The sequence below is a fragment of the Pseudomonas sp. MBLB4123 genome, from assembly GCF_051904775.1.
Taxonomy (GTDB): domain Bacteria; phylum Pseudomonadota; class Gammaproteobacteria; order Pseudomonadales; family Pseudomonadaceae; genus Aquipseudomonas; species Aquipseudomonas benzenivorans_B.
The window spans coordinates 1,973,818-1,998,613 of sequence record NZ_CP196711.1; the positions used below are offsets into that span (position 1 = coordinate 1,973,818).

General features: G+C 66.1%; 34 protein-coding genes and 1 tRNA gene. 28 read left to right on the forward strand and 7 right to left on the reverse strand.

Annotation, left to right across the window (positions count from 1 at the left end):
- Positions 1-42 precede the first annotated feature (42 nt).
- The 6 genes from ACSX1C_RS09075 (at position 43) to msrA (ending at position 3,049) form a co-directional block, all read left to right on the forward strand.
- Positions 43-174 (forward strand): hypothetical protein, encoded by a 132-nt coding sequence (locus ACSX1C_RS09075; RefSeq protein WP_439889139.1) that lies wholly within the window; start codon positions 43-45, stop codon positions 172-174.
- Between the two features lie 64 nt (positions 175-238).
- Positions 239-382, forward strand: coding sequence for a hypothetical protein (locus tag ACSX1C_RS09080; RefSeq protein ID WP_439889140.1), 144 nt, complete (start codon positions 239-241; stop codon positions 380-382).
- Entirely contained in the window at positions 346-558 is a 213-nt protein-coding gene (locus ACSX1C_RS09085; protein WP_439889141.1) for a hypothetical protein, read from the forward strand. The genes ACSX1C_RS09080 and ACSX1C_RS09085 overlap by 37 nt, the downstream gene beginning before the upstream one ends.
- 137 nt (positions 559-695) lie before the next feature.
- On the forward strand, positions 696-1,727 hold the full coding sequence (locus ACSX1C_RS09090; protein ID WP_439889142.1) for a GGDEF domain-containing protein: 1,032 nt from the start codon (positions 696-698) through the stop codon (positions 1,725-1,727).
- A 123-nt stretch (positions 1,728-1,850) separates the two neighbouring features.
- On the forward strand, positions 1,851-2,375 hold the full coding sequence (gene msrB / locus ACSX1C_RS09095) for a peptide-methionine (R)-S-oxide reductase MsrB (protein WP_439889143.1): 525 nt from the start codon (positions 1,851-1,853) through the stop codon (positions 2,373-2,375).
- 2 nt (positions 2,376-2,377) lie between these two features.
- A complete protein-coding gene (gene msrA, locus ACSX1C_RS09100; protein ID WP_439889144.1) occupies positions 2,378-3,049 on the forward strand; it encodes a peptide-methionine (S)-S-oxide reductase MsrA in 672 nt (223 codons plus the stop codon).
- A 6-nt stretch (positions 3,050-3,055) separates the two neighbouring features.
- On the opposite strand, the gene lhgO is transcribed toward msrA, so the two are convergent.
- Positions 3,056-4,303 (reverse strand): L-2-hydroxyglutarate oxidase, encoded by a 1,248-nt coding sequence (gene lhgO / locus ACSX1C_RS09105; RefSeq protein ID WP_439889145.1) that lies wholly within the window; start codon positions 4,301-4,303, stop codon positions 3,056-3,058.
- Between the two features lie 62 nt (positions 4,304-4,365).
- On the reverse strand, positions 4,366-5,343 hold the full coding sequence (gene glaH / locus ACSX1C_RS09110; protein ID WP_439889146.1) for a glutarate dioxygenase GlaH: 978 nt from the start codon (positions 5,341-5,343) through the stop codon (positions 4,366-4,368).
- Between the two features lie 188 nt (positions 5,344-5,531).
- Here glaH and csiR point away from each other — a divergent pair, with 188 nt between their 5' ends.
- Complete coding sequence (gene csiR, locus ACSX1C_RS09115; RefSeq protein ID WP_439889147.1) at positions 5,532-6,251, forward strand: DNA-binding transcriptional regulator CsiR; 720 nt, start codon at positions 5,532-5,534, stop codon at positions 6,249-6,251.
- 54 nt (positions 6,252-6,305) lie between these two features.
- On the opposite strand, the gene ACSX1C_RS09120 is transcribed toward csiR, so the two are convergent.
- Together ACSX1C_RS09120 and ACSX1C_RS09125 are read right to left on the reverse strand one after the other, a co-directional pair.
- On the reverse strand, positions 6,306-7,691 hold the full coding sequence (locus ACSX1C_RS09120) for a heavy metal sensor histidine kinase (protein WP_439889148.1): 1,386 nt from the start codon (positions 7,689-7,691) through the stop codon (positions 6,306-6,308).
- Complete coding sequence (locus tag ACSX1C_RS09125) at positions 7,688-8,371, reverse strand: heavy metal response regulator transcription factor (RefSeq protein WP_439889149.1); 684 nt, start codon at positions 8,369-8,371, stop codon at positions 7,688-7,690. Before ACSX1C_RS09125 ends, ACSX1C_RS09120 begins: the two co-directional genes overlap by 4 nt.
- Before the next feature lie 428 nt (positions 8,372-8,799).
- Here ACSX1C_RS09125 and ACSX1C_RS09130 point away from each other — a divergent pair, with 428 nt between their 5' ends.
- The 5 genes from ACSX1C_RS09130 (at position 8,800) to ACSX1C_RS09150 (ending at position 12,825) form a co-directional block, all read left to right on the forward strand.
- Entirely contained in the window at positions 8,800-8,991 is a 192-nt protein-coding gene (locus tag ACSX1C_RS09130) for a DUF2933 domain-containing protein (protein WP_439889150.1), read from the forward strand.
- Positions 8,992-8,994: 3 nt separating this feature from the next.
- Entirely contained in the window at positions 8,995-11,310 is a 2,316-nt protein-coding gene (locus tag ACSX1C_RS09135) for a heavy metal translocating P-type ATPase (protein WP_439889151.1), read from the forward strand.
- Positions 11,311-11,371: 61 nt separating this feature from the next.
- Positions 11,372-11,587, forward strand: a complete 216-nt coding sequence (locus tag ACSX1C_RS09140; protein ID WP_439889152.1) for a hypothetical protein — start codon at positions 11,372-11,374, stop codon at positions 11,585-11,587.
- Positions 11,588-11,719: 132 nt separating this feature from the next.
- On the forward strand, positions 11,720-12,535 hold the full coding sequence (locus tag ACSX1C_RS09145; RefSeq protein ID WP_439889153.1) for a TlpA family protein disulfide reductase: 816 nt from the start codon (positions 11,720-11,722) through the stop codon (positions 12,533-12,535).
- A gap of 89 nt (positions 12,536-12,624) precedes the next feature.
- Positions 12,625-12,825, forward strand: coding sequence for a heavy-metal-associated domain-containing protein (locus ACSX1C_RS09150; protein ID WP_439889154.1), 201 nt, complete (start codon positions 12,625-12,627; stop codon positions 12,823-12,825).
- A gap of 78 nt (positions 12,826-12,903) precedes the next feature.
- Here ACSX1C_RS09150 and bufA2 read toward each other — a convergent pair whose 3' ends face one another.
- Positions 12,904-13,164 (reverse strand): BufA2 family periplasmic bufferin-type metallophore, encoded by a 261-nt coding sequence (gene bufA2 / locus ACSX1C_RS09155; RefSeq protein ID WP_439889155.1) that lies wholly within the window; start codon positions 13,162-13,164, stop codon positions 12,904-12,906.
- Between the two features lie 289 nt (positions 13,165-13,453).
- Here bufA2 and ACSX1C_RS09160 point away from each other — a divergent pair, with 289 nt between their 5' ends.
- The 15 genes from ACSX1C_RS09160 to ACSX1C_RS09230 all read left to right on the forward strand — a co-directional run bounded on the left by ACSX1C_RS09160 (position 13,454) and on the right by ACSX1C_RS09230 (position 23,081).
- On the forward strand, positions 13,454-13,651 hold the full coding sequence (locus ACSX1C_RS09160; RefSeq protein ID WP_439889156.1) for a co-regulatory protein PtrA N-terminal domain-containing protein: 198 nt from the start codon (positions 13,454-13,456) through the stop codon (positions 13,649-13,651).
- A gap of 211 nt (positions 13,652-13,862) precedes the next feature.
- A complete protein-coding gene (locus ACSX1C_RS09165; protein WP_439889157.1) occupies positions 13,863-15,626 on the forward strand; it encodes a copper resistance system multicopper oxidase in 1,764 nt (587 codons plus the stop codon).
- 12 nt (positions 15,627-15,638) lie between these two features.
- Complete coding sequence (locus ACSX1C_RS09170; RefSeq protein ID WP_439889158.1) at positions 15,639-16,652, forward strand: copper resistance protein B; 1,014 nt, start codon at positions 15,639-15,641, stop codon at positions 16,650-16,652.
- Positions 16,653-16,661: 9 nt separating this feature from the next.
- The gene (locus ACSX1C_RS09175; RefSeq protein ID WP_439889159.1) at positions 16,662-17,447 is read left to right on the forward strand and encodes a c-type cytochrome; all 786 of its coding nucleotides are present in this window, start codon (positions 16,662-16,664) and stop codon (positions 17,445-17,447) included.
- Positions 17,437-17,889 (forward strand): DUF411 domain-containing protein, encoded by a 453-nt coding sequence (locus tag ACSX1C_RS09180; RefSeq protein WP_439889160.1) that lies wholly within the window; start codon positions 17,437-17,439, stop codon positions 17,887-17,889. Before ACSX1C_RS09175 ends, ACSX1C_RS09180 begins: the two co-directional genes overlap by 11 nt.
- Positions 17,890-18,143: 254 nt before the next feature.
- Positions 18,144-18,758: a TlpA family protein disulfide reductase gene (locus ACSX1C_RS09185; RefSeq protein ID WP_439889161.1), complete on the forward strand. Its 615-nt coding sequence runs from the start codon at positions 18,144-18,146 to the stop codon at positions 18,756-18,758.
- 3 nt (positions 18,759-18,761) lie between these two features.
- Positions 18,762-19,502 carry a cytochrome c biogenesis CcdA family protein gene (locus ACSX1C_RS09190; protein WP_439889162.1) on the forward strand — a complete coding sequence of 247 codons (741 nt, stop codon included), beginning with the start codon at positions 18,762-18,764 and terminating at the stop codon, positions 19,500-19,502.
- 65 nt (positions 19,503-19,567) lie between these two features.
- Positions 19,568-19,783 (forward strand): GDCCVxC domain-containing (seleno)protein, encoded by a 216-nt coding sequence (locus ACSX1C_RS09195; protein ID WP_439889163.1) that lies wholly within the window; start codon positions 19,568-19,570, stop codon positions 19,781-19,783.
- Between the two features lie 163 nt (positions 19,784-19,946).
- Complete coding sequence (locus ACSX1C_RS09200) at positions 19,947-20,219, forward strand: thioredoxin family protein (RefSeq protein WP_439889164.1); 273 nt, start codon at positions 19,947-19,949, stop codon at positions 20,217-20,219.
- A 10-nt stretch (positions 20,220-20,229) separates the two neighbouring features.
- Complete coding sequence (locus tag ACSX1C_RS09205; protein ID WP_439889165.1) at positions 20,230-20,658, forward strand: heavy metal-responsive transcriptional regulator; 429 nt, start codon at positions 20,230-20,232, stop codon at positions 20,656-20,658.
- Positions 20,655-20,927 carry a thioredoxin family protein gene (locus tag ACSX1C_RS09210; protein WP_439889166.1) on the forward strand — a complete coding sequence of 91 codons (273 nt, stop codon included), beginning with the start codon at positions 20,655-20,657 and terminating at the stop codon, positions 20,925-20,927. The genes ACSX1C_RS09205 and ACSX1C_RS09210 overlap by 4 nt, the downstream gene beginning before the upstream one ends.
- Positions 20,917-21,612 carry a cytochrome c biogenesis CcdA family protein gene (locus ACSX1C_RS09215; protein WP_439889167.1) on the forward strand — a complete coding sequence of 232 codons (696 nt, stop codon included), beginning with the start codon at positions 20,917-20,919 and terminating at the stop codon, positions 21,610-21,612. The genes ACSX1C_RS09210 and ACSX1C_RS09215 overlap by 11 nt, the downstream gene beginning before the upstream one ends.
- Before the next feature lie 12 nt (positions 21,613-21,624).
- Positions 21,625-22,044: a hypothetical protein gene (locus ACSX1C_RS09220; protein WP_439889168.1), complete on the forward strand. Its 420-nt coding sequence runs from the start codon at positions 21,625-21,627 to the stop codon at positions 22,042-22,044.
- A gap of 30 nt (positions 22,045-22,074) precedes the next feature.
- Positions 22,075-22,392 carry a heavy-metal-associated domain-containing protein gene (locus ACSX1C_RS09225; protein WP_439889169.1) on the forward strand — a complete coding sequence of 106 codons (318 nt, stop codon included), beginning with the start codon at positions 22,075-22,077 and terminating at the stop codon, positions 22,390-22,392.
- A complete protein-coding gene (locus tag ACSX1C_RS09230; RefSeq protein WP_439889170.1) occupies positions 22,389-23,081 on the forward strand; it encodes a hypothetical protein in 693 nt (230 codons plus the stop codon). Before ACSX1C_RS09225 ends, ACSX1C_RS09230 begins: the two co-directional genes overlap by 4 nt.
- 60 nt (positions 23,082-23,141) lie before the next feature.
- Here the strand turns inward: ACSX1C_RS09230 and ACSX1C_RS09235 are convergent.
- Together ACSX1C_RS09235 and ACSX1C_RS09240 are read right to left on the reverse strand one after the other, a co-directional pair.
- Positions 23,142-23,217, reverse strand: a tRNA-Thr gene (locus tag ACSX1C_RS09235).
- 109 nt (positions 23,218-23,326) lie between these two features.
- On the reverse strand, positions 23,327-24,169 hold the full coding sequence (locus ACSX1C_RS09240) for a CvfB family protein (RefSeq protein WP_439889171.1): 843 nt from the start codon (positions 24,167-24,169) through the stop codon (positions 23,327-23,329).
- Positions 24,170-24,489: 320 nt separating this feature from the next.
- Between ACSX1C_RS09240 and ACSX1C_RS09245 the strand changes: the two genes are divergently transcribed.
- Positions 24,490-24,678 carry a hypothetical protein gene (locus tag ACSX1C_RS09245; protein WP_318645610.1) on the forward strand — a complete coding sequence of 63 codons (189 nt, stop codon included), beginning with the start codon at positions 24,490-24,492 and terminating at the stop codon, positions 24,676-24,678.
- The last annotated feature ends 118 nt before the right edge of the window (positions 24,679-24,796 follow it).

Consider the following 24,796-nt stretch of genomic DNA (forward strand, 5'->3'; position numbering starts at 1 on the left):
GAGCGACCCTATCGACCACTTCTTGACCGCGGGATGACGACCATGAGCAAAGGTTTGGATGCGAAGAAACAAGCGAAGAAGAAACCCCTGAAAAGCGCTCAGGAAAAGCGCATGGCGAAGAAGGCAAAGCGCGCCGGCAAGACCCTGCTCGGCAGCCACTCCGCCAACTCCTGAGCCCATCGCCCAGCACGGACCGGGATCTGTGCGGGGCACCCTATATCCCCATCGACCCGAGCCCATGCCCGATCTGCAGTTGCGCCCCCTGCCCAGCCCACTCACGCCTCTGGCCGGCAAGTTCTACCGCGCCCATCGCTCGCCGATGCGCCCGCACCGTCAGGACCCGGTGTGGGTCGCCCAGCGCGGCGACATCCTCGCCGCCTGAGCTCCTGCTGCGGCCCGACCTGGCTGTTCTGTCACCCGCAGCTGGGCCCCTTCTACCGACGCCAGGGATTCGCGCCCTGCCTCAGCCTGCCGCCCGAGCTGAACGAGCGCCTGCTGCGTTACCAGCGTCACAAGGCTCTGGTGGCCCTCGTCCGCGAGGAAGGCGTCGAGTTCTAAGGCGGCGCCGAACTCACCGGCCCGTGGCGCCGGCACCGATAATGGCACTTCGCCAAGACATGTCCCTTGCCAGACTGGGGCAAAGCTCTGCATCCTTATCGAAGCCGCTCAGCCCACAACAACTACAAGCCCCGGCCATGTCCAAGCTCATCCCGCAGCTGCTCAAGCGCCTGCGCCAAGACTTCCAGCTGTCCATCATCACCCTGATGGCCCTGTTCGGCGTCCTGGCCATCTCGCCCTACGCCCTGTACCGGCTGGAAGAAGGCAACTACCTGGTCAGCCTCGCCGACACCGTCATCGTGCTGTCGACCATACTCGCCGTGCTCTACGCCTGGCGCAGCGGCGACACGGTGAAGCCGGGCCTCTTCCTCTCGGTGATCTTCTCCGCCGGTGCCACGCTGATCGCCATCAACCTCGGCGTCAACGGCCTGTTCTGGATCTATCCGCTGATCCTCTTCAACTTCTTCATGGTCTCCCCCGGCAAGGCCATGATCGCCATGTTACTGGTGCTGACAGCCCTGGTCGGCCATGCGTTGCTGGTGCCCGGCACGGTGTTCGAGAGCAACTACCAGATGGTCTCCTTCCTGGTCACCGGTCTGATGGCCAGCGTACTGACCTACATCTTCGCCTTTCGCACCCGCAGCCAGCGCGATCAGCTGCAGCTCCTGGCGAGTCAGGACCCGCTGACCGGCGCGCGCAATCGGCGGGAGATGAACAAGGAGCTGCGGATCGCCGTGTCCACCCACCGCCGCCACGGCAACAGCTACGGCGTGCTGGTGATGGACCTGGATCACTTCAAGCAGATCAACGACAGGTTCGGTCACCCCGCCGGCGACCAGGTGCTGGTGGACTTCGTCGAGCTGATCCAGCAGTCCTCACGCCAGGAGAATCGTCTGTTCCGCTTCGGCGGCGAAGAATTCCTCCTGCTGCTGCCCAATACCGACGAGGTGGGCCTGCGCGCCGCCGCCGCCCACCTGCAAGACCAGGTCAGGGCGCGGCTGCGCGGGCCGGGCGGGCCGGTGACCATGTCGGTGGGCGGGGCCATCCTGCGCGACGGCGAACCCTGGGACGGTTGGTTGCAACGGGCCGATCAGTACCTGTACCGGGCGAAAAACGCCGGGCGCAATCTCAGCATCATCGAGGCAGAAGCCAGCTTCCCGCTCGCCTAGGGCCGAGTCCCGTCACCCCCTTTGCCTCCACAGAGACCGATGCGGGAAAGCGGCAAGACAAGGCGCTGTAACAAGTCGTCCCGTGCCGGGTCTACAGATCGAATCCTCGTGTAGAGAACCACCATGAAACGACGCGCCCTACTCCAAGGCATGGTCCTCCTGCCGGCCTTGCCGTTACTGGCCAGCCAGGCCTCTTTCAGCCTGGCCGAAACGGAAGCGGCTGGCGCCACCGTAGTTCCTCTGGACAAAGCACACAGCGCCTGGCGCGAGCTGCTGACGCCGGCCGCCTATGCGGTGCTGTTCGAGGAGGACACCGAACGCCCCGGCAGCAGCCCGCTGAACCATGAGAAGCGCCCCGGCACCTATATCTGCGCCGCCTGCTACCTGCCGCTGTTTGACAGCCGACACAAGTACGAAAGCGGCACCGGCTGGCCGAGCTTCACCCAGGCCATCGAGGGGCACACGGGCTTCAAGCGCGACTTCAAGCTGATCTTCCCGCGCACCGAATACCACTGCGCCCGCTGCGGTGGCCACCAGGGCCATCTGTTCGACGACGGCCCGGCGCCGCGGGGCGAACGCTGGTGCAACAACGGCCTGGCCCTGCGCTTCATTCCTGAAGACGAAAGCCTGCCCGAGCTGAGGAGCTGAGCATGAGCGCGACATATCCTCACCGCGCCGCCTTCGGCGCCCTGGCCGCAACGCTGCTGGCCGCCTTGCTGCTGAGTGCCTGCAAGCCGGGCACCCCGGCGCTGCAACAGGCGCACGCCGGCCCGGCGGCCGAGCTCGCTCCGGCGGAACAGGGCGTCGCGGTGTTCGCCGGCGGCTGCTTCTGGTGCACCGAGGCGGACTTCGACAAGCTGCCCGGGGTGATCGCCACCACCTCCGGCTACACCGGCGGTCACGTGGCCAACCCCAGCTACCAGCAGGTCTCCGCCGGTGGCACCGGGCATACCGAGGCCGTGCGGGTCGAATACGACCCAAGCAAGACTAGCTATGCCGAACTGCTCGAGGCGTTCTGGCCGACCATCGACCCGCTGACGGCCAACGCCCAGTTCTGCGACCACGGCTCGCAGTACCGCAGCGCGATCTTCTACGCCACGCCCGAGGAGAAGGCCCTGGCCGAAGCCTCGAAGGCGGCCCTGCAGGCCTCGGGCCGCTTCGACCAACCGATCGTCACCGAGCTGCTGCCGGCCACGACCTTCTACCCGGCCGAGGACTACCACCAGGACTACTACCTGAAGAACCCCCTGCGCTACACCTACTACCGCCGCGGCTGCGGCCGTGACGCACGCCTGGAACAGCTCTGGGGCAAGCAGCCCTGAGCCCGGCTAGAGACTCACGGCCGCCCGCATCTGGCGCGCGGCCTTGGCAAAAGCGGGCAGGCCCTGCAGCTGGGCCTCGATCTGCTCGATGATGTAGGCGCCGATTGGGATGGCCGAGGTCGCCGCCGGCGACGGCGCGTTGCACACGTTGACGCTGCGCCGGGTGTTGCGGAACAGGAAGTCCTCGATCAGCTTGCCGTCCCTGGACACCGCCTGGGCGCGCACCCCGGCCGGATAGGGCTGCAGGTCCTGCACCCCGAGGCCGGGGCAGTACTTGCGCACCTGCTGCAGGTAGCCGCGCTTGAACAGCGAATTCTTCATCTCCACCAACCCCGGGCGCAGGTTGTCCCTGAGCACCCGGCGGATGCCCGCATCGCCGAGCATGGCCCAGGTGTCGGCCAGGGAGATGTCGCGCTTGCGGTAGCCCTCGCGCTTGAGCGCCAGCACCGCGTTCGGCCCGACCGTGACGCTGCCGTCGATCATCCGCGTCAGGTGCACGCCGAGAAACGGCATGGACGGATCGGGAATCGGGTAGATCAGGTGGTTGACGATGCGGTTGTGCCGCGCCGGCAGCCGGTAGTACTCGCCGCGGAACGGGCAGATGCTGAAGCCCGGATCGAGCCCGAGCATGCGCACCAGGCGATCGGCCATCAGCCCCGAGCAACTGACCATAAAGCGCGTGCAGAAGGTGCCCAGCCGGGTATGTACCCGCAGCTCGCTGGCCAACTCCTCGAGGCCGGTGACCTCGGCGCCGTAGCGGATCTCCCCGCCGTATTTCTGGAACTCGCGGGCCATGGCCGCGGTGACCTCGGCGTAGTTCACGATGCCGCTGGAGGGCACGAAGATCGCGCCGAGGCCGCGGATATTCGGCTCGCGCTCCTTGAGCTGCTCGGCGCTCAGCCACTCGCGCTGCAGGCCGTTGGCCGCGGTGCGCTGCCACAACGCGCCCATGCGCTGCACCTCCAACTCGTTGGTGGCGACCAGCAACTTGCCGCACTCGTCGTAGGCGATGCCCTGCTCGGCGCAGAACGCCTTGGTGGCGCGGTTGCCGGCCAGGCAGAACCTGGCCTTGAGGCTGCCGGGGCTGTAGTAGACCCCGGCGTGGATCACCCCGCTGTTGTGCCCGGTCTGGTGCCGGGCCGGCCCCGACTCTTTTTCGAGCAGCAGAATCCTAGCCTCTGGATAGGCCTTGATCAGCTGCATGGCGGTGGACATGCCGACGATGCCACCGCCGATAATCACGAAATCGTACACGGCGCAAACCTCTGGTGGGCCGGCGTTGCCGCACGGCCTGATGGTGGAAGTCCCGCGGACGGTTATTGACCCTGCTGGTGGCCCAGCTTGGGGTAGCTGAAGTAACCACGCTGGCGCATCAGCTCGCGGCGCAGGCCCGGATGCGGGGTGAAGCGGTCGCGCCCATGCAGCCAGTAGAGGTTGTTGATCAGCAGGAAATTGCCCACCGGCACCGGCACGGACAGCTTTTGCTTGCTGCCTTCCAGGGAGATCGACAGGTCGGTCAGCCAGTTGCCTTCCTCGAAGTCCTTGGGCTGCACGAACTGGTCGATGTAGCGCATGGTCGGCCGGCCCTCGGCATCGACATCGAACACCGCATGGAACACCTCCCTGTCGACCTTCTTGCTCGGCGGCGCCGTCCAGCGCATGACCCGGCGTGCCAGCGGATGATGGAAGAACGCATCACGCCCCTCCCAATCGTCCAGGTGCAGGATCAGCGAATTGCCGCCTTCGATGTTCTGCTCGTCGATCTTCATCATCAGCACGTAGTCGGTGATCTGGTCGACGAAGGTGCCGTCGTTGTGCAGCTCCATCACCCGATGCGGCTGGCGCAGATAGCTGTCGGAGCTGTCGACGTTCTCCACCACGAAGCGCGCATAGAACTGCCCGCTCATTGCATCGTGGTTCGAGCGCCCGAGCAGGTGCGCCACCGCCGTGGAGAACTTGACCATGTCCTCGGCCTGGGTCACGTCGCTCAGTCCCTCCGGCCTGACCAACAGACCGCCGGTGGCGCGGTCCATCAGGCTGTTGAGCAACACCGGACGCAGGCTGTGGCCGCACAGCTCGTCGAGGATCTTGGCAAAACGAAAGCGCAGGAACGACTTGTACTCCAGCGCCTGCACCGGCCACTCGGCCACCGCTGCGCAGAAGGCCTGCACCGTGGCCCGGGCGAAGGTCAGTTCCAGCAGACGCGGCGACTGCGTCGAAGGCGCAAGGCTGAATCCCTGAACGGCTGAGGGCTGTGGCATCACGGGGTCTTGGGGCTGGGTGAAGGCGTTCATGGCGGTGTCCTGAGCGAGATGATCCATGCGCCGCCCGGAGGCATGCGCGACTGACGGAAGGCAAATTATCGCCACACGACAAAAATGTCTACATTTTTATTTTATGTAGATTTACATGACCTCTATCCCTGCTTAGTGGTTCTCTCGGCACTTGGGTATCATGGGCAAAACCCTCGAGGACATGGTTTATGGATACCCTCGCCCCCCGGCAGAACTCGGCCGTCAGCGGCTACGAGTGGCTCAAGCGGGACATCATCCGGGGCCTGTACCGGCCCGGTGAGAAGCTGCTGATGAGTGCGCTCAAGGAGCGCTACGACCTGGGCGTCGGGCCGCTGCGCGAGGCGCTGTCGCAGCTGGTGGCGGAGAACCTGGTGGTGGCGATCAGCCAGCGCGGCTACCGCGTGGCGCCGATGTCGCCCGACGAGATGCAGGACGTCTACGACGCCCGGGCCAACCTCGAGGCCCTGGTGCTGAAGCTGGCCATCGAACGCGGCGACGACGCCTGGGAGGCCCAGGTGCTGGCCTGCGCCCACACCCTGGCCAAGGTGATGGAGGTCAACAGCGAGGAACAGATGCTGGAAGTCTGGGACGCGCGGCACAAGGCCTTCCACAGCGCGATCGCCGCCGGCTGCGGCTCCCGCCACCTGCTGCAGGCCCGCGCCTACCTGTTCGACCAGGCCGAACGCTACCGCCAGCTGTGGCTGCGCCGTACGGTGTTCTCCGAGGCGGCCCTGGCCCTCAAGCGCCAGGAACACGGCGAACTGGTCGAGGCGATCCTCGCCCGGGACGCCGCACGGGCCTGCGCCCTGATGCAGACGCACCTGATGACCCCGGTGCCGATCATCGCCGATATCATGCGGGGCGCCGCGCCGCACACTGTCGCCGCCGACCCCGAGCTCATGGAGTAGGCAAGACGCCGGGCACGGTTCCCCATGGTCTCCGCCCGGCCCCCGTCATAGGGTCTACGGCGTGGGCTCGGCGCGGGGAAACTCCATGTGGAACGCCGTGCGGCCATTGGCTGAGTCGCACCAGATCCGCCCCTGGTGGGCCTCGACTATCGAACGGGTGATCGCCAGGCCCAGGCCGGCATTGCCCGGGTCGCCCTCGCGACGGGCCGGATCGGCGCGGTAGAACCTGTCGAACAGGCGCTCCAGGTGCTCGGCCGGGATGCTCGCCCCCGGGTTCGCCACCGACAGCCGCGCCACGGCGCCGTCCTGGTCGAGGCTAACCGAGATGGACTGCCCTGGTGGGGTATAGCGCAGCGCATTGGACAGCAGGTTCGAGACGGCGCGGCGCAGCATCAGCCGATCGCCCCGGACACAGGCCACGCCCGTGAGCCGCAGCTCGATGCCGCGCTCCTCGGCCAGCAGCTGGTAATAATCGAACAGGCTGGTCACCAGCGTCTCCAGCACGACCGGCTGGCGTTCGGGAACGATCAGGCCGTTGTCGGACTTGGCCAGGAACAGCATGTCGTCGATCATCCGCGCCATGCGCTTGAGATCTTCCAGGTTCGAGTAGAGGTTGTCCTCGTAGGTGTCGACATCGCGCTTGCGGCCGAGGATGACCTCGGTGTGGGTCATCAGGCTGCTGAGCGGCGTACGCAGCTCATGGGCGATGTCGGCGGAGAAGTTGGACAGACGCACGAAGGCATCGTCTAGACGCCCTAGCATGGCGTTGAACGAGGACACCAGCTGCTGCAGCTCCAGCGGCACCGGCTCCAGCGGGATGCGCTCCTTGAGCGACTTGGCCGACATCGACGCGGCCGTCCGGGTGACCTGGCGCAGCGGGCGCAGGCCACTGCGCGCCACCACCCAGCCCAGCCCGGCGCTGACCAGGGCGCTGAGGGCCAGGCCTATCCAGAACCAGCGCTGCAGGGTGTCGAAGAAGGCCATGTGGTTGGTGACATCCAGCGCCAGCATCAGCGTCAGCGGCTCGGCCTGCCCCGCCGCCGTGACCGGCGCGCTGATGCCGCGGTACATGCGCCGCTCGCCCTGCCATTCCCAGACCGCGTCTTGCGGGTAGCTACGAAAGTGCGGCGGGATGTCGAGCACCCCGGGGGCGGCGAACAGCACGCTGCCGTCGGCCCCGAGGAGCACGGCCGTCAGGTCGTGGTGGGCATCGAGCAGGGCACTCAGCTGCGGCTGCAGCTGGCCGAGGCTCGCCCCCGCCGGGGCAACGCCCAGGATCGCCCGGGTCGAGGCCAGTTTCTCCTGCAGGGTCTGGTGATCGAGCAGGGCGAAGTGGTGCTGGCTGAGGCGATAGAAACTCAGCGCGGCGACGCTCAACACCGCCGCCACCGCCAGCATGAACATCAGGCTCATGCGGGCCGTCAGGGACAGCCGGCTCATCGCGACTCCGGCTCCTCGAGCATGTAGCCCATGCCGCGCACGGTATGGATCAGCTTCAGCGCGAACTCGTCGTCGATCTTCGCCCGCAGACGCCGGACCGCGACCTCGATCACGTTGGTGTCGCTGTCGAAGTTCATGTCCCAGACCTGCGAGGCGATCAGCGACTTCGACAACACCTCGCCGCGCCGGCGCAACAACAGTTCGAGCAGGGCGAACTCCTTGGCCGTCAGGTCGATGCGCTTGCCGCCGCGAATGGCCCGGCGCTTGAGCAGGTCGACCTGCAGATCGGCGATCTGCAGGCTGGTCACGCTCGGCACGCTGTTACCGCGGCGCAGCAGCGTGCGCACCCTGGCCAGCAGCTCGGAGAAGGCGAACGGCTTGATCAGGTAGTCATCGGCGCCCAGCTCGAGGCCCTTGACCCTATCCTCGACCCCGTCGCGGGCGGTGAGAAACAGCACCGGCATCGCCTTGCCGGCAGCGCGCACCAGGCGCAAGACCTCCCAGCCGTCTACCCCCGGCATCATCACGTCGAGGATCAGCAGGTCGTAGGGCTGTTCGAGGGCATGCTGCAGAGCGTCGGTGCCGGTCATCACCCGATCCACGCTGAAACCGGCCTCGCAGAGCCCCTGCTGCAAGTAGAGCCCCGTCTTGGGCTCGTCTTCGGCCACCAGAATTTTCATGCGCGACCTCCCAGGTTGCTGTGGCCCCGAGTGTGCCGCGAATCAGCCATACCAACCAGAGGCTTACAGAAATGTAATGCGGGGTTCAGCCGCGTGTCAGCAAGGCTCGCCTAGAGTGCGGGCATGGATAGGGGATGGATGCGCCGCACCCGTGCCCGCCGCAGTTTCAGGGCCTTGTTCCACTGCTCCTTGGGCCTGGTGGCGTCGTCTTGGCGCCGCGTTTTTTCTACAGCGGGCGCTTATCCGCCCCCGGTTATCCGGCCCCGTGGCGTAGGCGGGAACGGCCTCGACCTGCATCAAGCGGCTGGCCGCGGCGCTTGCCTATGCTGAGGTAATCACGCCAGGCCAACCGCAGGAGTCGCATCATGCACCATTCGCCCCCTCGCCCCGACTCACCCGCAGCGCCACTCTGGAAAAGCAGAAGCGCCGTGCTGGTGCTGATGCTGCTGGTCATCGGCCTGTTCTATCTGGCGCGGGAACACTACGCCCATGCCACCCAGCTGCTGCCCTACCTGATCCTGCTGCTATGCCCGCTACTGCACCTGTTCGGCCACCGTCATGGCGCTCATGCCCCGCAGCATCGCGCAGCCGCCAGCGCCAAGCACCAGCCGAGGGAATGACCCATGTCCAGTTCCTCACAGCACCATGCAGAGCAGCAGGACCCGGTGTGCGGCATGCGGGTCCAGGCCGGTGGCCCGTTCAGCGCGCAGTACCAGGGCGCGACCTATAGCTTTTGCAGCCAGAAGTGCCAGGCGAAATTCAACGACGACCCGGCCCGCTACCTTGCGCCCCAGCCGGGCCACGACCAGCAGCAACCAGCACCGTCCGCACCGGACGCGGCCGAGTACACCTGCCCGATGCACCCCGAAATCCGCCAGACCGGCCCAGGCACCTGCCCGATCTGCGGCATGGCCCTGGAACCGCTGATACCGGATGCGGAGGACGAGCAGAACCCGGAACTGGCGGACTTCTCCCGGCGCTTCTGGTGGACCCTGCCCCTGACCGTCGGCGTCACCGTCCTGGCCATGTCCGCACACGCGCTACCCTTGTTCCACGGCGCCACGCAGAACTGGGTCGAGCTGTTCCTGGCGACCCCGGTGACCCTCTGGGCCGGCTGGCCCTTCTTCGTCCGCGGCCTGGCCTCGGTGCGGCAGCGCAGCCCCAACATGTGGACCCTGATCGGCCTGGGCACGTCCGCCGCCTACCTGTACAGCGTCGCGGCCACCCTGGCGCCGCAGATCTTCCCGCAGAACTTCATGCAGGACGGGCGGATCGGCGTCTACTTCGAGGCGGCCGCGGTGATCATCTCCCTCACCCTGCTGGGCCAGATGCTCGAACTCAAGGCGCGCTCGCAGACCTCGGCGGCGATCAAATCGCTGCTGGGCCTGGCCCCCAAGACGGCGAGACGGATCGACGCCGACGGTCGGGAACAGGACATTCCCCTGACTCAGGTACGGCAGGGCGATCGGCTGCGCGTGCGTCCTGGGGAGAAGGTGCCGGTCGACGGCAAGGTGCTGCAAGGCGAGAGCGCCGTGGATGAGTCCATGCTCACCGGCGAGCCCGTGCCGGTCATGAAGGCCCCCGGCGATGGGCTGATCGGCGCCACCCTGAACGCCCACGGCAGCCTGGTGATGGAGGCGCAGAAGGTCGGCGCCGACACCACCCTGGCGCAGATCGTGCAAATGGTCGGCCGCGCTCAGCGCTCGAAGGCGCCGATGCAGCGCATGGCCGATACGGTCGCCGGCTACTTCGTGGTCGGGGTGATCGTCATCGCCCTGCTGACCTTCTTCGCCTGGGGGCTGCTGGGACCGGAGCCTGGCTGGGTGTTCGGCCTGATCAACGCCGTCGCCGTGCTGATCATCGCCTGCCCCTGCGCCCTGGGCCTGGCCACGCCGATGTCGATCATGGTGGCGACCGGCAAGGCCGCCGGCAGCGGGGTGCTGTTCCGGGATGCCAGGGCCATCGAGAACCTGTGCAAGATCGATACGCTGATCGTCGACAAGACCGGCACCCTGACCGAAGGCCGGCCGCTGTTCCACAGCGTCGCTGGCACGCCCTCGTTCGCCGCGCCCGAGGTGCTGCGCCTGGCCGCCAGCCTCGATCAGGGCAGCGAGCATCCCCTGGCCCACGCCATAGTCGAGCACGCCCGCGGCGAAGGGCTGGAGCTGGTCGACCCGCAAGCCTTCGAGTCCGGCTCGGGGATCGGCGTGCGCGGCCAGGTCGAAGGCCGGAAATTGCAGCTGGGCAATGGCGCACTGATGCAGGAGTCCGGCGTCGACATCGGCCCCTTGCAGGAGCACGCCGAACGCCTGCGCGCCGAGGGTGTCAGCATCATCTACCTGGCGGTGGATGGCGCCCTGGCCGGCTTGCTGGCCGTATCCGATCCGATCAAGGCCACCGCCAAGCGCGCCGTCGACAGGCTGCAGGAGGAGGACATCAAGGTGATCATGGCCACCGGCGACGGCCTGACCACGGCGCACGCGGTGGCCAGGCAACTGGGCATCGAGGAGGTACACGGCGAGGTCAAACCCCAGGACAAGGAAAACCTGGTGGCGGACCTGCAAAGCTACGGCCGGCGCGTGGCTATGGCCGGCGATGGCATCAACGACGCCCCGGCGCTGGCCCGTGCCGAGGTCGGTGTGGCCATGGGTACGGGCACCGACGTGGCGATGAACAGCGCTCAGGTGACCCTGGTCAAAGGCGATCTGATGGGCATTCTGCGCGCGCGCACCCTGTCCGTGGCCACGGTCAGGAACATGCGCCAGAACCTCGGCTTCGCGTTCCTCTATAACGCCATGGGCATCCCCCTGGCCGCCGGCCTGCTGTATCCCCTCACCGGCCTGCTGCTGTCGCCGATGATCGCCGCCCTGGCGATGAGCGTCAGCTCGGCCTCGGTGGTGTTCAACGCCCTGCGCCTGCGGCGGGTCGCCATCGACTGAGCACGGATACAGGTACCACGGCACGCTGCCGACGAATCTATCGACCAACAGGAGAGAAACGATGCATGACACCACCATGTGGCCATTCGGACCTCTGATGATGCTGCTCTTGACCGCCCTGGTTATCCTGCCGTTCTGTCTGATCTTCAAGAAGGCCGGTTACTCGCAGTGGCTGGGTCTGCTGATGATTGTGCCGCTGGTCAACCTGGTCCTGCTGTATTTCCTGGCCTTCTCTGCCTGGCCCCGGGGCAAGGCCGAGGGTAACCTGGGCGATTGAGCGTCCTCGCGGCCCGGCAGCAACCGCCGGCCGCTGTCGAAGCCGGGGGCATTCGCACCGCACGCGAGCGCACCCGGCGCAGGCGCTGGATCACGCGCACGATCATCAACCAGTTGGCCGGGAGGCTCTCGAGTGTTAACCGTCAACCTGGGCCCGCTGACCCTGGCCGTCCCCCACCTGCTGCTGCTCGGCAGCCTGCTGCTGGCAACGCTGAGCGGCTGGTGGGCCGGCCGCGCCAGCGGGCGCAATCCCGAGCAGCAGGTGTTCCGCCTGTTGCTGCTGGCCCTGCTGGTGGCCCGCCTGGCCTTCGTCGCGGGGTATTACCAGCACTATCAAGACGAGCCCTGGAAAGTCCTGGACATCCGTGACGGCGGCTTCATCGCCTGGCCCGGAATCCTCGCGGCGCTGCTGCTGGGCAGCTGGCAGGCCTGGCGCGACCGCGGCCTGCGCCGGCCCTTGGCCGTGGCGCTGGCCGTCGGGGTACTGAGCTGGGGCACCAGCACCCTCGCCTGGCAGGCCCTGGAGCGCGGCACCCGCCTGCCCGACCTGGAGCTGCGCGACAGCCATGGCGCGCCGGTCGCGCTGCGGGACTATCTGGGCCAGCCGCTGGTGATCAATCTCTGGGCGACCTGGTGCCCGCCCTGCCGGCGGGAAATGCCGGTGCTGGCCGAGGCCCAGGCCAGGGAGCCGGCACTGACCTTCCTGTTCGTCAACCAGGGCGAGGGGCCGGGCGAGATCCGCCGCTTCCTCGACGGTGCCGGACTGCAGATGCACAACGTACTGCTCGACGGCGACGGCCGCCTCGGCCAGCAGGTCGGCTCCATGGCCCTGCCTACCACGCTGTTCTACGACGCCGAGGGCCGCCAGGTCGGCAACCATCTCGGCGAACTGTCCCGCGCCAGCCTCGCCCGCGCCCTGGAAATCCTGAGAGAGAACGGCCAGCCCTGATGCGCGGTGAGACCGGGCTTGACCTTGCCATGATGTCAGGGTCGATGCTGCAGCCGTGGCAATGACGCCACACAGCACGAGGACAGACCATGTTCGCTCTAGACGTTTCCGGAATGGGTTGTGGCAGTTGCGTCAGCAAGATCACCAAGGCCATCCAGACACTGGATAGCCAGGCCAGGGTCGAGGTCGACCGCGCGGCCGGCAAGGTGAAGGTCGAGAGCGCCGAGAGCCCGGAGGACATTCGCGCGGTGATCGAAAACCTGGGCTATCCCAGCCAGCTCAGTGCCTGAGCAGGAGGCATCGCGGAGGCATGGCTGCTGTTCGTTCGGGCTTTGTAAAGGGAGTGGCATGCACTCCCCTGCCTGGCCTCACTCGCCAGCCTTGCCGCCGGCCTCATCGCACTTGGTCTGGGTCATCAGCTGAAAACCCTGGCCCTTGCAGGCGCCTTGGCCCTTGCAGGCATTGGTGGCGGTCATACAGTCATTCTGGCCTTTGCAGGCGTTAACGCCAAAGCACTGCACTTCGGCGGTTTGCGCCTCCTCGGCCGCTTGCGCCGGCAGGGTGCTGAAGAGGCTGGCCGCCGCCAGTGCCAGTGCCGCGCCGGTGGCGGCGGTGGATTTGCTCGACATATCGTTGTCTCTCTAGATCGTCAGAGGTGGAGGTCGGCAGCGGCCCGCGCCGCACCAACCCGGAAATCCAGGCATCGCTGCCTGACATGCCATGAGGCACGGACACGACAGTACAGAGACGAGCGGTGGCCCTTCAAGAATAAAAACGCATCCTGACAGAACTGTAATGTCTACCTCAGCGTACTGACAGGCGCCGCCGGATAAGGTTGGTTCGAGCCTGAAGCTCACCCCCCGCAGATCGAGCACACCGTGCTCGGCGGTCCGAAACGACGCTACCGAGGATACCCCCATGAATACGCTGAAAACCCTCTTCGCCATCGCGGCCCTGAGCCTTTCTTCCCTGGCCATGGCCGAAGGCGGCGGCGACCGCACCTTCGCCCGCATGCAAGCGGCGGAAACTGTCTCGACGCAGCTTGCCCAACAACAGAAGAACGCAACACCGGTGGCCGAAAGCAAGACGACAAAGGCCGCACACGCCAAGTGCTGATCGGCCCCCGTCGGCCAACCTTACAGAAATGTAATCACCCTCAAGGTTGGAATATGGCAATTTTTACCCTCGCCGACGCACGCCCGGGCGGCGGCGGCGAACAAATTTGCAGGGAGTCGGAAGCCCCCTGACCGACGCGGCACCAACCTCAAGCCACAAGGCGGTTGGTCGCCCAGCACTGGTTTCCTTCGATAGACTGGACATAAACGGCATGCACGCGAAAACCTCGAGGCGAACATTCGTCAAAGGCCTGACCGCCGGCGGCATCCTGGCCGGCCTGGGCCTGTGGCGCACACCGGTCTGGGCCGTCACCAGCCCCGGCCAGCCGACCATGCTGGCGGGCACCGACTTCGAACTGTTCATCGGCGAAACCCCGGTGAACATCACCGGCAAGGCCCGCACCGCGATGACCATCAACGGTGGCCTGCCGGGCCCCATCCTGCGCTGGCGCGAGGGCGACACCGTGACCCTGCGCGTGCGCAATCGCCTGAGCGAAGACACCTCGATCCATTGGCACGGCATCATCCTGCCGGCCAACATGGATGGCGTGCCGGGCCTGAGCTTCCACGGCATCGCGCCCAACGGCATGTACGAATACAAGTTCAAGGTGCAGCAGAACGGCACCTACTGGTACCACAGCCACTCGGGCTTGCAGGAGCAGGCCGGGGTCTACGGGCCGATCATCATCGACGCCAAGGAACCGGAACCCTTCCAGTACGACCGCGACTACGTGGTGATGCTCACCGACTGGACCGACGAAGACCCGAACCGGCTGATGGCCAAGCTGAAGAAGCAGTCGGACTACTACAACTTCAACAAGCGCACCGTCGGCGACTTCATCGACGACGTCAGCGAGAACGGCTGGTCCGAGGCCGTGGCCGACCGCAAGATGTGGGCCGAGATGAAGATGAGCCCCACCGACCTGGCCGATGTCAGCGGTTATACCTACACCTACCTGATGAACGGCCAGGCACCCAATGGCAACTGGACCGGCCTGTTCAAGCCGGGCGAGAAGCTGCGCCTGCGCTTCATCAACGGCTCGGCCATGAGCTATTTCGACGTGCGCATCCCCGGCCTGAAGATGACCGTGGTGGCCGCCGACGGACTCCACGTGGAGCCGGTCAGCGTCGACGAGTTCCGCATCGCCGTGGCGGAGACCTATGACGTGATAGTCGAGCCGGCCAGCGCCGAGGCCTACACCATCTTCGCCCAGTCCATGGACCGCACCGGCTATGCCCGCGGCACCCTGGCCGTGCGCGAGGGCCTGAGCGCCGCGGTGCCCGAGGTCGATCCGCGCCCGCTGATCGGCATGGACGACATGGGCATGGACCATGGCAGCATGGGCGGCATGGGCGGCATGGATCACGGCAGCATGGCCGGCATGGATCATAGCCAGATGGCCGGCATGGACCACGGACAGATGGGCGGCATGGCCGCAATGGGCGGGCAGATGCAAGCCCATCCGGCCTCCGAAGAGAACAACCCGCTGGTCGACATGCAGACCATGATGCCCACTTCGAAACTCGCTGACCCTGGCATGGGGCTGCGCGATAACGGCCGTCGGGTACTGACCTACGCCGATCTGAAGAGCACCTTCCCCGACCCGGACGGCCGCGAGCCGAGCCGCACCATCGAGCTGCACCTGACCGGGCACATGGAGAAGTTCGCCTGGTCGTTCGACGGCATCAAGTTCTCCGACTCCGAGCCGGTGCGCCTCAAGTACGGCGAACGCCTGCGCATCACCCTGGTCAACGACACCATGATGACCCACCCCATCCACCTGCACGGCATGTGGAGCGACCTGGAAGACGACAACGGCAACTTCATGGTGCGCAAGCACACCATCGACATGCCGCCGGGCTCCAAGCGCAGCTACCGGGTCACCGCCGACGCCCTGGGCCGCTGGGCCTACCATTGCCACCTGCTGCTGCACATGGAAATGGGCATGTTCCGTGAAGTGCGAGTGGACGAGTAAGGGAACCTAGAGATGAACAGCTCACTGAATACAGCAAGACGGGTCGGCGGCGCCCTGGCGCTCGCCCTGGGCGTGGCCGGCCTGGCCAATGCCGCCGGGCAGATGGACCACTCGAAAATGGACCACGCAGCGATGGGCCATGGCAGCGCTCAGCCGGCGCCCAAGCCCCAGGCCATGGACCACGGCGCGATGGATCACAGCCAGATGAACCACGGCGCCATGGACCACGGCCAGATGAACCATGGCCAGACGACACAGGACGCCATGGACCATAAGGCCATGGGCCACGGCGACGCCTACCAAGCGCCCACCACCAGCCGCACGCCGATCCCGGTGCTGACCGACGCCGACCGCGCCGCCGCGTTCCCGCCGCTGCCCGGCCATGCCGTGCACGACAAGATGCTCAGCTGGTTCCTGCTGTTCGACCAGCTGGAGTACCAGAACGCCGACGAAGGCAGCGTGCTCAGCTGGGATGCCTCGGCCTGGGTGGGCGGCGACATCGACCGCCTGTGGCTGCGCTCGGAAGGCGAGCGCACCAACGGCATGACCGAAGAAGCCGAGCTCCAGGTGCTCTGGGGCCACGCCATCGGCCCCTGGTGGGAACTGGTCGGCGGCCTGCGCCAGGACTTCGAGCCGGGCTCGCCGCAGACCTGGGGCGCCTTCGGTATCCAGGGCATGCCGCTGTACGGCCTGGAAGTGGAAGCCACCGGCTTCGTCGGCGAACAGGGACAGAGCGCCCTGCGCCTGGAAGGCGAATACGACATGCTGCTGACCAACCGGCTGATCCTGCAGCCCACCGCCGAGCTGAACTTCTACGGCAGGAACGACCATGAGCGCGGCGTCGGCTCCGGCCTGGCCAGCAGCGAGATCGGCCTGCGCCTGCGCTACGAAATCCGCCGCGAGTTCGCCCCCTATATCGGAGTGACCTGGAATCGCGCCTACGGCAATACCGCCGACATGGTGCGCGAAGAAGACGGCGATGTCAGCGAGGCGCGCCTGGTCGCCGGTATCCGGATGTGGTTCTGAGGAGCTGAGATGAAAAGAACAATCAAGACCCTGGTCGCCGCGAGCCTGGTCGGCGGGTCCGCGGCCACCGCCGGCGCCTACTTCGGCCTGGTCAACGTCGGCGCCGACGACCCGCACCTGCCGGCCGTGTACGCCTTCCTGAGCATGGCCCGCGACCGCTCCATCGAGGTGCGCTCGCGGGATATCGTCGTGCCCGACCTGGACAACCAGGAGCTGATCCGCGCCGGCGCCGGCAACTACAACGCGATGTGCATCGGCTGCCACCTGGCCCCCGGAGTCGCCGAGACCGAACTGAGCCAGGCGCTCTACCCGGCGCCGCCGAACCTGGCCGAGATAGGCGTCGACGGCAACCCGGCGGCCGCCTTCTGGACCATCAAGCACGGCATCAAGGCCACCGGCATGCCGGCCTGGGGCAAGAGCATGGCTGACCCCTATATCTGGGGCATGGTCGCCTTCCTGCAGCAGCTGCCGGAGCTCGATGCCCAGGAGTACCGGGCCCTGGTCGCCTCCAGCGGCGGCCACCAGCACGGCGGCGGCGAAACCGACATGCACAACCATGAGAATCAGCACGGCACGCCGGGCGATGATCACCATGCCGGCGAGATGGCCGGGGCGAGTCACCATGATGCCGCCGCAGCCGACCACCATGGCGGCGACCTGGCCAGCGCCGACCACCCTGCCGGCGAAACGCCCGGCGCCAGCCACCACGACGCCCAGCCGGCGGCCGCGGCGCCCAAGCCGGCAACCAAGACCCACACCCACGCCGACGGCAAGGAGCACGTGCATGCCCACTAGATCCCTCCTCCAGGCCACCAGCCTGGCCGCCCTGCTGTTCGGCGCCGCGGCCCAGGCCGCCGAGCCGCTGAGCATCGATGTGCACCGCGACGCCAACTGCGGCTGCTGCAAGAAGTGGGTCGCACACCTGCAAGACAACGGTTTCAAGGTCAATGACCATGTCGAGTCGGACATGGTCGCGGTCAAGCAGCGCCTGGGCGTGGCGCCCCGTCTTGGCGCCTGTCATACCGCGGTGATCGACGGCAAGTTCATCGAGGGCCATGTGCCGGCGGCACAGATCATCGAGCTGAGCAAGCGTTCCGACCTCGTCGGCATCGCCGTGCCGGGCATGCCGGCCGGCTCGCCCGGCATGGAAGTCGGCGGCAGGCAGCAGGCCTACCAGGTCATCGGCCTGACAGCGGCGGGCCGCGACCTGGTGGTCGCCGACTATCCGGCGAACTAGGCGTCGCTCTCGCCCAACGACACAACAACGCCCGGCCCAGGCTGACTACACTGGAGGCTGCAACTGTATAGCGCGCCGCTTCATCGCCCCGGCCTCCGGGAACCGGGGCGAATGCCTCCCCCTCGGCACCAAGCCTAGGCCGAAAAGGGAAGCAGTCGGACTGGGCCCGAGCGTTCTGCCTGCACATACCCGGGGCGCCTTCGCAGGCGGCGTTCAAGAACCCAGACCCCGGCATGTCGCAACGAGGGCATAGCATGAACCGGCAGACACGAACCCCACATACGCCGGCAGCGCCCAAATGCCCAGAGCTGGGCAAGCCCTGGCGGCTGCTGACGTGCGGCCTCCTGGCCCTCCTCCTTCAGGCCGCGGGCCCGGCCACGGCGCAGACCGCCGATGCCGACACCCGCGCCGGCTTGACCATCTGGCCCATGCCGAAGCCCGTAGCGCAAGTCGAGTTTAGCGATGGCGAGGGCAGGCGCCGCACACTGGGCGACTTCGAGGGCAAGATAGTGCTGCTCAATCTCTGGGCCACCTGGTGCGGCCCATGCCGTGAGGAAATGCCGACCCTGGACCGCCTGCAGGCGCAGCTCGGTGGTGAGGATTTTCAGGTACTGGCCCTCTCCGTCGATCCGGACGGAGTGCAGGTCGTGCAGGACTTCTACGCCGAAGTCGGTATTCAGCACCTCGAGCTCTACATCGATGAAAGCGCCCGGGCTATCAGCAGCCTCGGTGCCTTCGGTTTGCCGGCAACCCTACTGCTCGACCGCCATGGTAGGGAGTTGGGGCGCAAACTGGGTGCCGCCGAGTGGGACAGCCCCGAGGTCATCGAGTACCTGCAGGCTGTCATCGCCACCCCCCAGGGAGGCTAGCCGGTGCTGACGCCGAGCGATATCGGCATCCTGAGCGCCTTTGTCGCCGGGATGATCTCCTTTATCTCGCCCTGCGTGCTGCCACTGGTGCCCGGCTACCTGTCCTATATCGCCGGCCGCTCGATGGACGAACTGCAGTCGCTGCAGAACCGACGCGAGCGTATCGCCGTGTTGGCGATGAGCCTGACCTTCGTGCTCGGCTTCTCTAGCGTTTTCGTCGCACTGGGCGCCAGTGCCACGGCACTGAGTCAGCTGCTGCTGGCGTATCAGCGCGAAACGAACCTGATCGGCGGGACCCTAATCATCCTCTTCGGCCTGTTCATGACAGGCCTCATCAACCCGCGCTGGCTGCATCTGGATACGCGCCTGGTGCATCGCTTCAGTGCTCGACTGAGCCCCCTGGCCACCTTCGCCCTGGGCATGGCCTTCGCCTTCGGCTGGACACCCTGTATCGGCCCCATCCTGGGCAGCATCCTGACGCTCAGCGCCTCCAGCAGCAACGCCGACGGCATCGTTCTGCTGGCCATCTACTCCCTGGGCCTGGGCGTGCCTTTCCTGCTGACGGCGCTGTTCATCAATCACTTCCTGGCGCATCTGCAGCGGCTGCGCCGCTGGAGCCGGATCATCCATCTCGGCACTGGCGCCGTCATGATCCTCATGGGACTGGCCATGGTCACCGGCCAGCTGGCGGCCTTGGCCTACTGGTTTCTGCGGGTATTTCCGGCGCTGGGCCGTATCGGTTAGCGCACCCTCGCCCCGTATCCGAGGGCTGGGTGAACATGAGTCAGCGCAACGCAGGAGTAACGGCGATGAAGCCCGTGATTCTCGAGTCGATCCTGACCTGTCCCCAGTGCGGCTTCGCCAAACGGGAACCCATGCCCACCGACGCCTGCCAGTACTTCTACGAATGCAGCCAATGCCGGACACTGCTGCGCCCCAATCCGGGGGACTGTTGCGTGTTCTGCTCGTTCGGTTCGGTGAAGTGCCCACCCGCCCAACAACGGGCCAACAGGACGGAGCGGTGAACCAACCCCGCCGTGGGAATGCGCCGCTGCGGAGCCGACGCCCGCTTCTGCTTGACTCTGGAGTTAACTCCAAGGTTTATCCTCAAGCTGACAGGAGCTGTCCAGGCAGGAGGCTTCACCATCACTACAGCGGGGAACGCTGCGTCGAAAGAGGAACCCAGTCATGACCGTGAAACGTAAGATCGAGGTTTTCAGCGCGGGTTGCCCCGTCTGCGACGAGGCCGTCGAGCTCGTCAGGAATGCCGCCTGCCCATCCTGCGATATCTCCGTCCTGGACATGCGTCAGATCGACGTCGCGCAGCGCGCCAAGGCGCTGGGCGTGCGCTCGCTGCCCGCGGTGGCGATCGACGGCAGGCTCGCCGACTGCTGCAGCACGCGTGGCATCGATGAGGCCACCCTGCGCGCGGCAGGCCTGGGCCGCCCCCTCTCCAGCTAGGAGCGCGAGCATGCTTACCATAGGCCAGCTCGGCCGCCTGGCCGCGCTCACGCCGGACACCCTGCGTTACTACGAGGATGCGGGCCTGCTGCAGCCCGACGGCAAGAGCGACGCCGGCTATCGCCTGTACTCGCCGGCAGCCACGCAGCGCTTGCGCTTCATCAAGCACGCCCAGGCATGCGGTTTCTCCCTGGCCGAAATCCGCGAGCTATTGTCCCTGCGTCACAGCGAATCGGCCTGCTGCCGCGATGTCCGCCGCCTGGCGGTCGAGAAGAAACTGCTGCTCGAGCAGAAGATCCGCGCGATGCAGGCCATGTCGGCGGCACTCGACCGACTGATCGACGACTGCAACGACGAGACCGGCCCGGTGGACGATTGTCCGATCCTGGCGGCGCTGGAACAGGCCGGACCGGGGCCAGCCCCCGGAGGTCGCCGATGAAAGTCGAACTGCTCCAGCTCAGCGGCTGTTCGCGCTGCGGCGAGACCCGGGATGACTTACAGGAGGAAGCACGGCGCCTGCTAGGAGCCGAGCTGGAGTGGCGCGAGGTCGATGCGCTGGCCGAGTTGGACTATGCGGTAGAGCTGGGTGTGCTGTCCCTGCCGGCCCTGGCCATCGATGGCCAACTGGCATTCGCCTCGCTACCGACCCCCGCGCAACTGGCGGCCGAACTGCGCCGGCGCCTGGGAGCCCGCCGCCATGGAGCTTGAAGCGCTGCAGCAAGCGATCGCCCAAGGCACACTGCTCGCCGCCGGCTTGAGTCTGCTGGCCGGCCTGGTATTCAGCCTGAATCCATTGGCGTTGGCGGCGCTACCGATACCGCTCGCCTACCTCAGCCAAGTCCGCTCGCCACGGGACTCTGCCCGCTACAGCCTGATGTTCGTCGCCGGCATGCTCAGCGCTCATGCACTACTCGGCTTCTTGGCCGGTGCCGGCGGCCATTGGGTCCAGAGCGTACTGGGCCGCCACTGGGGATTGCTGCTCGGCCCCTGGCTGATCGTGCTCGGCCTGCTGTGGCTGGGCTGGCTCAAGTTGCCCTTGCCTGCAGTCGGGTACAAGGCCAGGCGGGCGGCTACGGCCTGGGGCGCATTCGCCCTCGGCATCCCCTTCTCGGTCGTGGTTTGTCCGTTCTGTAGCCCCGCCCTGGTCGTGCTGCTCGGTGCCGCCGCCGGTACGGGGTCGCCAGTCCTGGGCGCCATACTGTTGACCGGCTTTGCCCTGGGACGCGCACTGCCCCTGGCACTCATGGCGACCGCAGCCGGAGGACTGCAGCGCCTGAGTACGCTGGAGCCATTGCGTCGGGTACTGGAACGCAGCGGCGGAGCCGGACTGGTGCTGACTGGACTGTACTTGGTCAACGCTTACTTCATGCTTGTGCCCAGCCTGGCAGGATAGAGAGGACCTGGCATGCCTCATGTGCCTGACCACCAGCCAGCCCCATCACCACCTGGCCGGACACCGACACTGCCCTGGCTGGGGCTGCTGGCGTCTTCTGGCACCCTGATCTGTTGTGCGCTGCCGATCCTGCTGGTGTCCCTCGGCCTCGGCGCTACGGTCGCCGCACTGACCTCCAGCTTTCCGCTGCTCATCAGCCTGGTCGAGTACAAGGCCTGGCTGTTCGCCTGCTCGGCCGCGCTGCTGACGGCAGCCGCCTACAGCAGCCTTCGTCCCGCCCGCCTCTGCCCGGCCGATCCCGTCTTGGCGACCGCCTGCCGGCGCGCGCGGCGCCTGAGTATCCGCTTACTCTGGCTATCGCTGGGAATCTGGATCACGGAGTTCGGCATGGCGTATCTGGCCCTGCCGCTGCGCATCTGGCTGGGCGCATAAGGCCTGGTCTGCTACGAAACGGAGGTTTCCATGACAAAGCTCGAGACGAAAGCACTGCTTGCCTTGCTGCTGTTGCACCCACCCCTGCTGGTCTGGGGTGTCCAGCACCAGGTGGTGGACATCGAGGTGCGCGGCCTGACGTGCCCATTCTGCGTCTATGGCTTGGAGAAGAACCTCGGCCAGGCTCCCGGAGTAGACAAGGCCGAGGTCGACCTGGAGGCGAATCGTGCCCGTATCGAGCTGGTTCCTGGGCAAGTCGCCGAGATCGAACGCTACAAGGGGATCATTCGCGACGCCGGGTTCACCCCGGGCGAAGCCACCCTGCATGGCGGGGAGGTGAAGCCATGAAAGCCGCCGCCGCGGTCCTATTTTTAGCCGCCGGCTTGACCGTGCTACCCGCTTCGGCCATGGGCCTGCGCTCTTTCGTGGCCCTACCGCTGGAGAAAGGCGGCACCGTGGCGCGCGCGCTGCTGGAACACCAGCGACAAGCCGATACCACCCAGCTGACCACCGAGCTGGCCCACGGCCTCAGCGCGACCCAGACGCTGATGTTCGCCCTGCCATACCGCATCCAGGGTGGCGAAGGCTCGCGCACGGGGGACCTGTCCGCGCTCTACCGCCACCAGCTCTGGTCAGCCGACCGGGTATCGGGCACTACGCGCTGGTCGCTGCTTGGCGGCGCCCTGGTCGACGAAGACGGGCGGCTGCGACCACAGCTTGGCAGCGTGATCACCTGGTTCCAGGGACGCCACGAGGTCGACGCCGACCTGCTCGCGGCCCGCCAAGGCAACGGCCAGCCTGCCCGTGCGCGCTACGACCTGTCCTGGCAATACCGTCTGAATCCTGGCGAGCGCATATGGTGGATGTCGGTGCTGGAACTGGGCGGGCGCTGGGAGGAAGGAAGCAGTACGACCCAGCAGCTGACAGTCGGCCTGCAGCGGATTGCGGGGCGCTGGGTGATCGAAGGGGGAATGGTCAAAGACCTCAACAATGAGCACGACACTGCGGTCTTGCTCGGCGTCCGCCTGCATTTCTAAGCGCTTGGAGGTCCCACCCGAGCACAAAAAAGGCCTGCATCGCTGCAGGCCTTGAAACGCTGGTGCCGCTGAGAGGAATCGAACCCCCGACCCCATCATTACGAATGACGTGCTCTACCAACTGAGCTACAACGGCGCTCGCGCATTATTCAATGGGACCGGCAGGGGCTCAAGAGGGTTCTGCGTATTTATCTCTCGGTGCTGCATCGCCTGCCGGCCGCGATGGGCTCGACCAGACGTAGGGCTTAGCCCTCGAGCAATTCGATGCGATCATCGTGAATCCGGATCAGCCCCTGCTTGTACAACCCGCCGATGGCCTTCTTGAAATTGCCCTTGCTGGCGCGGAACTGCGCGCTGATGGCTTCCGGCGAGCTCCTGTCGCTGAGTTCCAGCACCCCTCCATGCTCACGCAGCTTGGCCAGGATCTGCTCGCTGAGGCTGCCCACGACGTCCTGCCCCACGGGCTGCAGACTCAGGCTGATCTTGCCGTCGGCGCGCACTTCCTTGATGAAACCCTTCTCGCGCATGCCGCTACGCAGGAACTTGAACAATTCGTTCTTGTGGATCAGCCCCCAGTGCTGGCCGTTGATGATGGCCTTGAAGCCCATATCGGTGGCCTCGACCACCAACAGGTCGACCTCCTGACCGGCCCGATAGTTGGCCGGCAACCTGTCCAGGTACCGATCCAGACGCGCCGTAGCGGTGATGCGCTTGCTGCGTTTGTCGAGAAAGACATGCACCACGCAATAGTCGCCGACCTGCAGCGGGCGTTTCTCTTCCGAGTGGGGCAGCAGCAAGTCTTTGGGCAGTCCCCAGTCGAGAAACAAACCCACGCGGTTGATATCCACGACTTTCAGGCTGGCGAATTCTCCGACCTGAACTTTGGGTTTTCCCGTGGTGGCAATTAACTTGTCGTCACTGTCCAAATAGATAAATACATTCAGCCAGTCGTCCACTGCACTCGGCGAATCCTTGGGGATGTAGCGCTTGGGCAATAATATTTCGCCATCCGCGCCACCATCCAGATACAAGCCGAAGTCGGTGTGCTTGACGACCTGCAAACAGTTCATGCGTCCAATTACCGCCATGGTGCCCTACCCTCGTTGCGAGGGCGGTATTCTACCCGAGTTGCCGGCGGCTTTGCGGCCCAAGGCGCGGCGGCAGCCTGGAGCTACGGAGCGCGCGGAGCCATCCGACCGGCGGCAATGCCCCGAATGTTCAACCGATACAAACAGCGACCGGGTAGGACGTCCCACTAAAAACAACGACTTAGTTACCCGAGTCGTTAATTGCGAACTTGCTTGAAAAACCGCCGCTCCGCCCGACATGCCCGCCCAACATTATTTACCAAGCAATTGTCAAGCAATTCGTGTACAATGTTCGGCCAAATTAATTTCCGTATAGGTTAATGGCTGCCATGCGAGTAAAAGCATCCCAGAGCAAACCCAAGCCGGCCCCGGCCGTTGAGACCAGCGCCTCCCTAGACGCCCAGGTCGCGGCCTTCCTGAAAGGCGGCGGCGAGATTCAGCAGATCGAGAAAGGCGTCAGCGGCCAGGTCCATGGCGCCAGCAAGCAGATCACCATCGGCAAGAAATAGCCGCGCCCCGGTCAGCCAAGCCGCGCTTTGCTCAGCCTCGACAAAGCGCCCGGCGCCCCTCTCCTCCTGCGCCTCACTCCGGCCCTTACTACGGGCTAAGCCAACCGCCCGGGCAGCC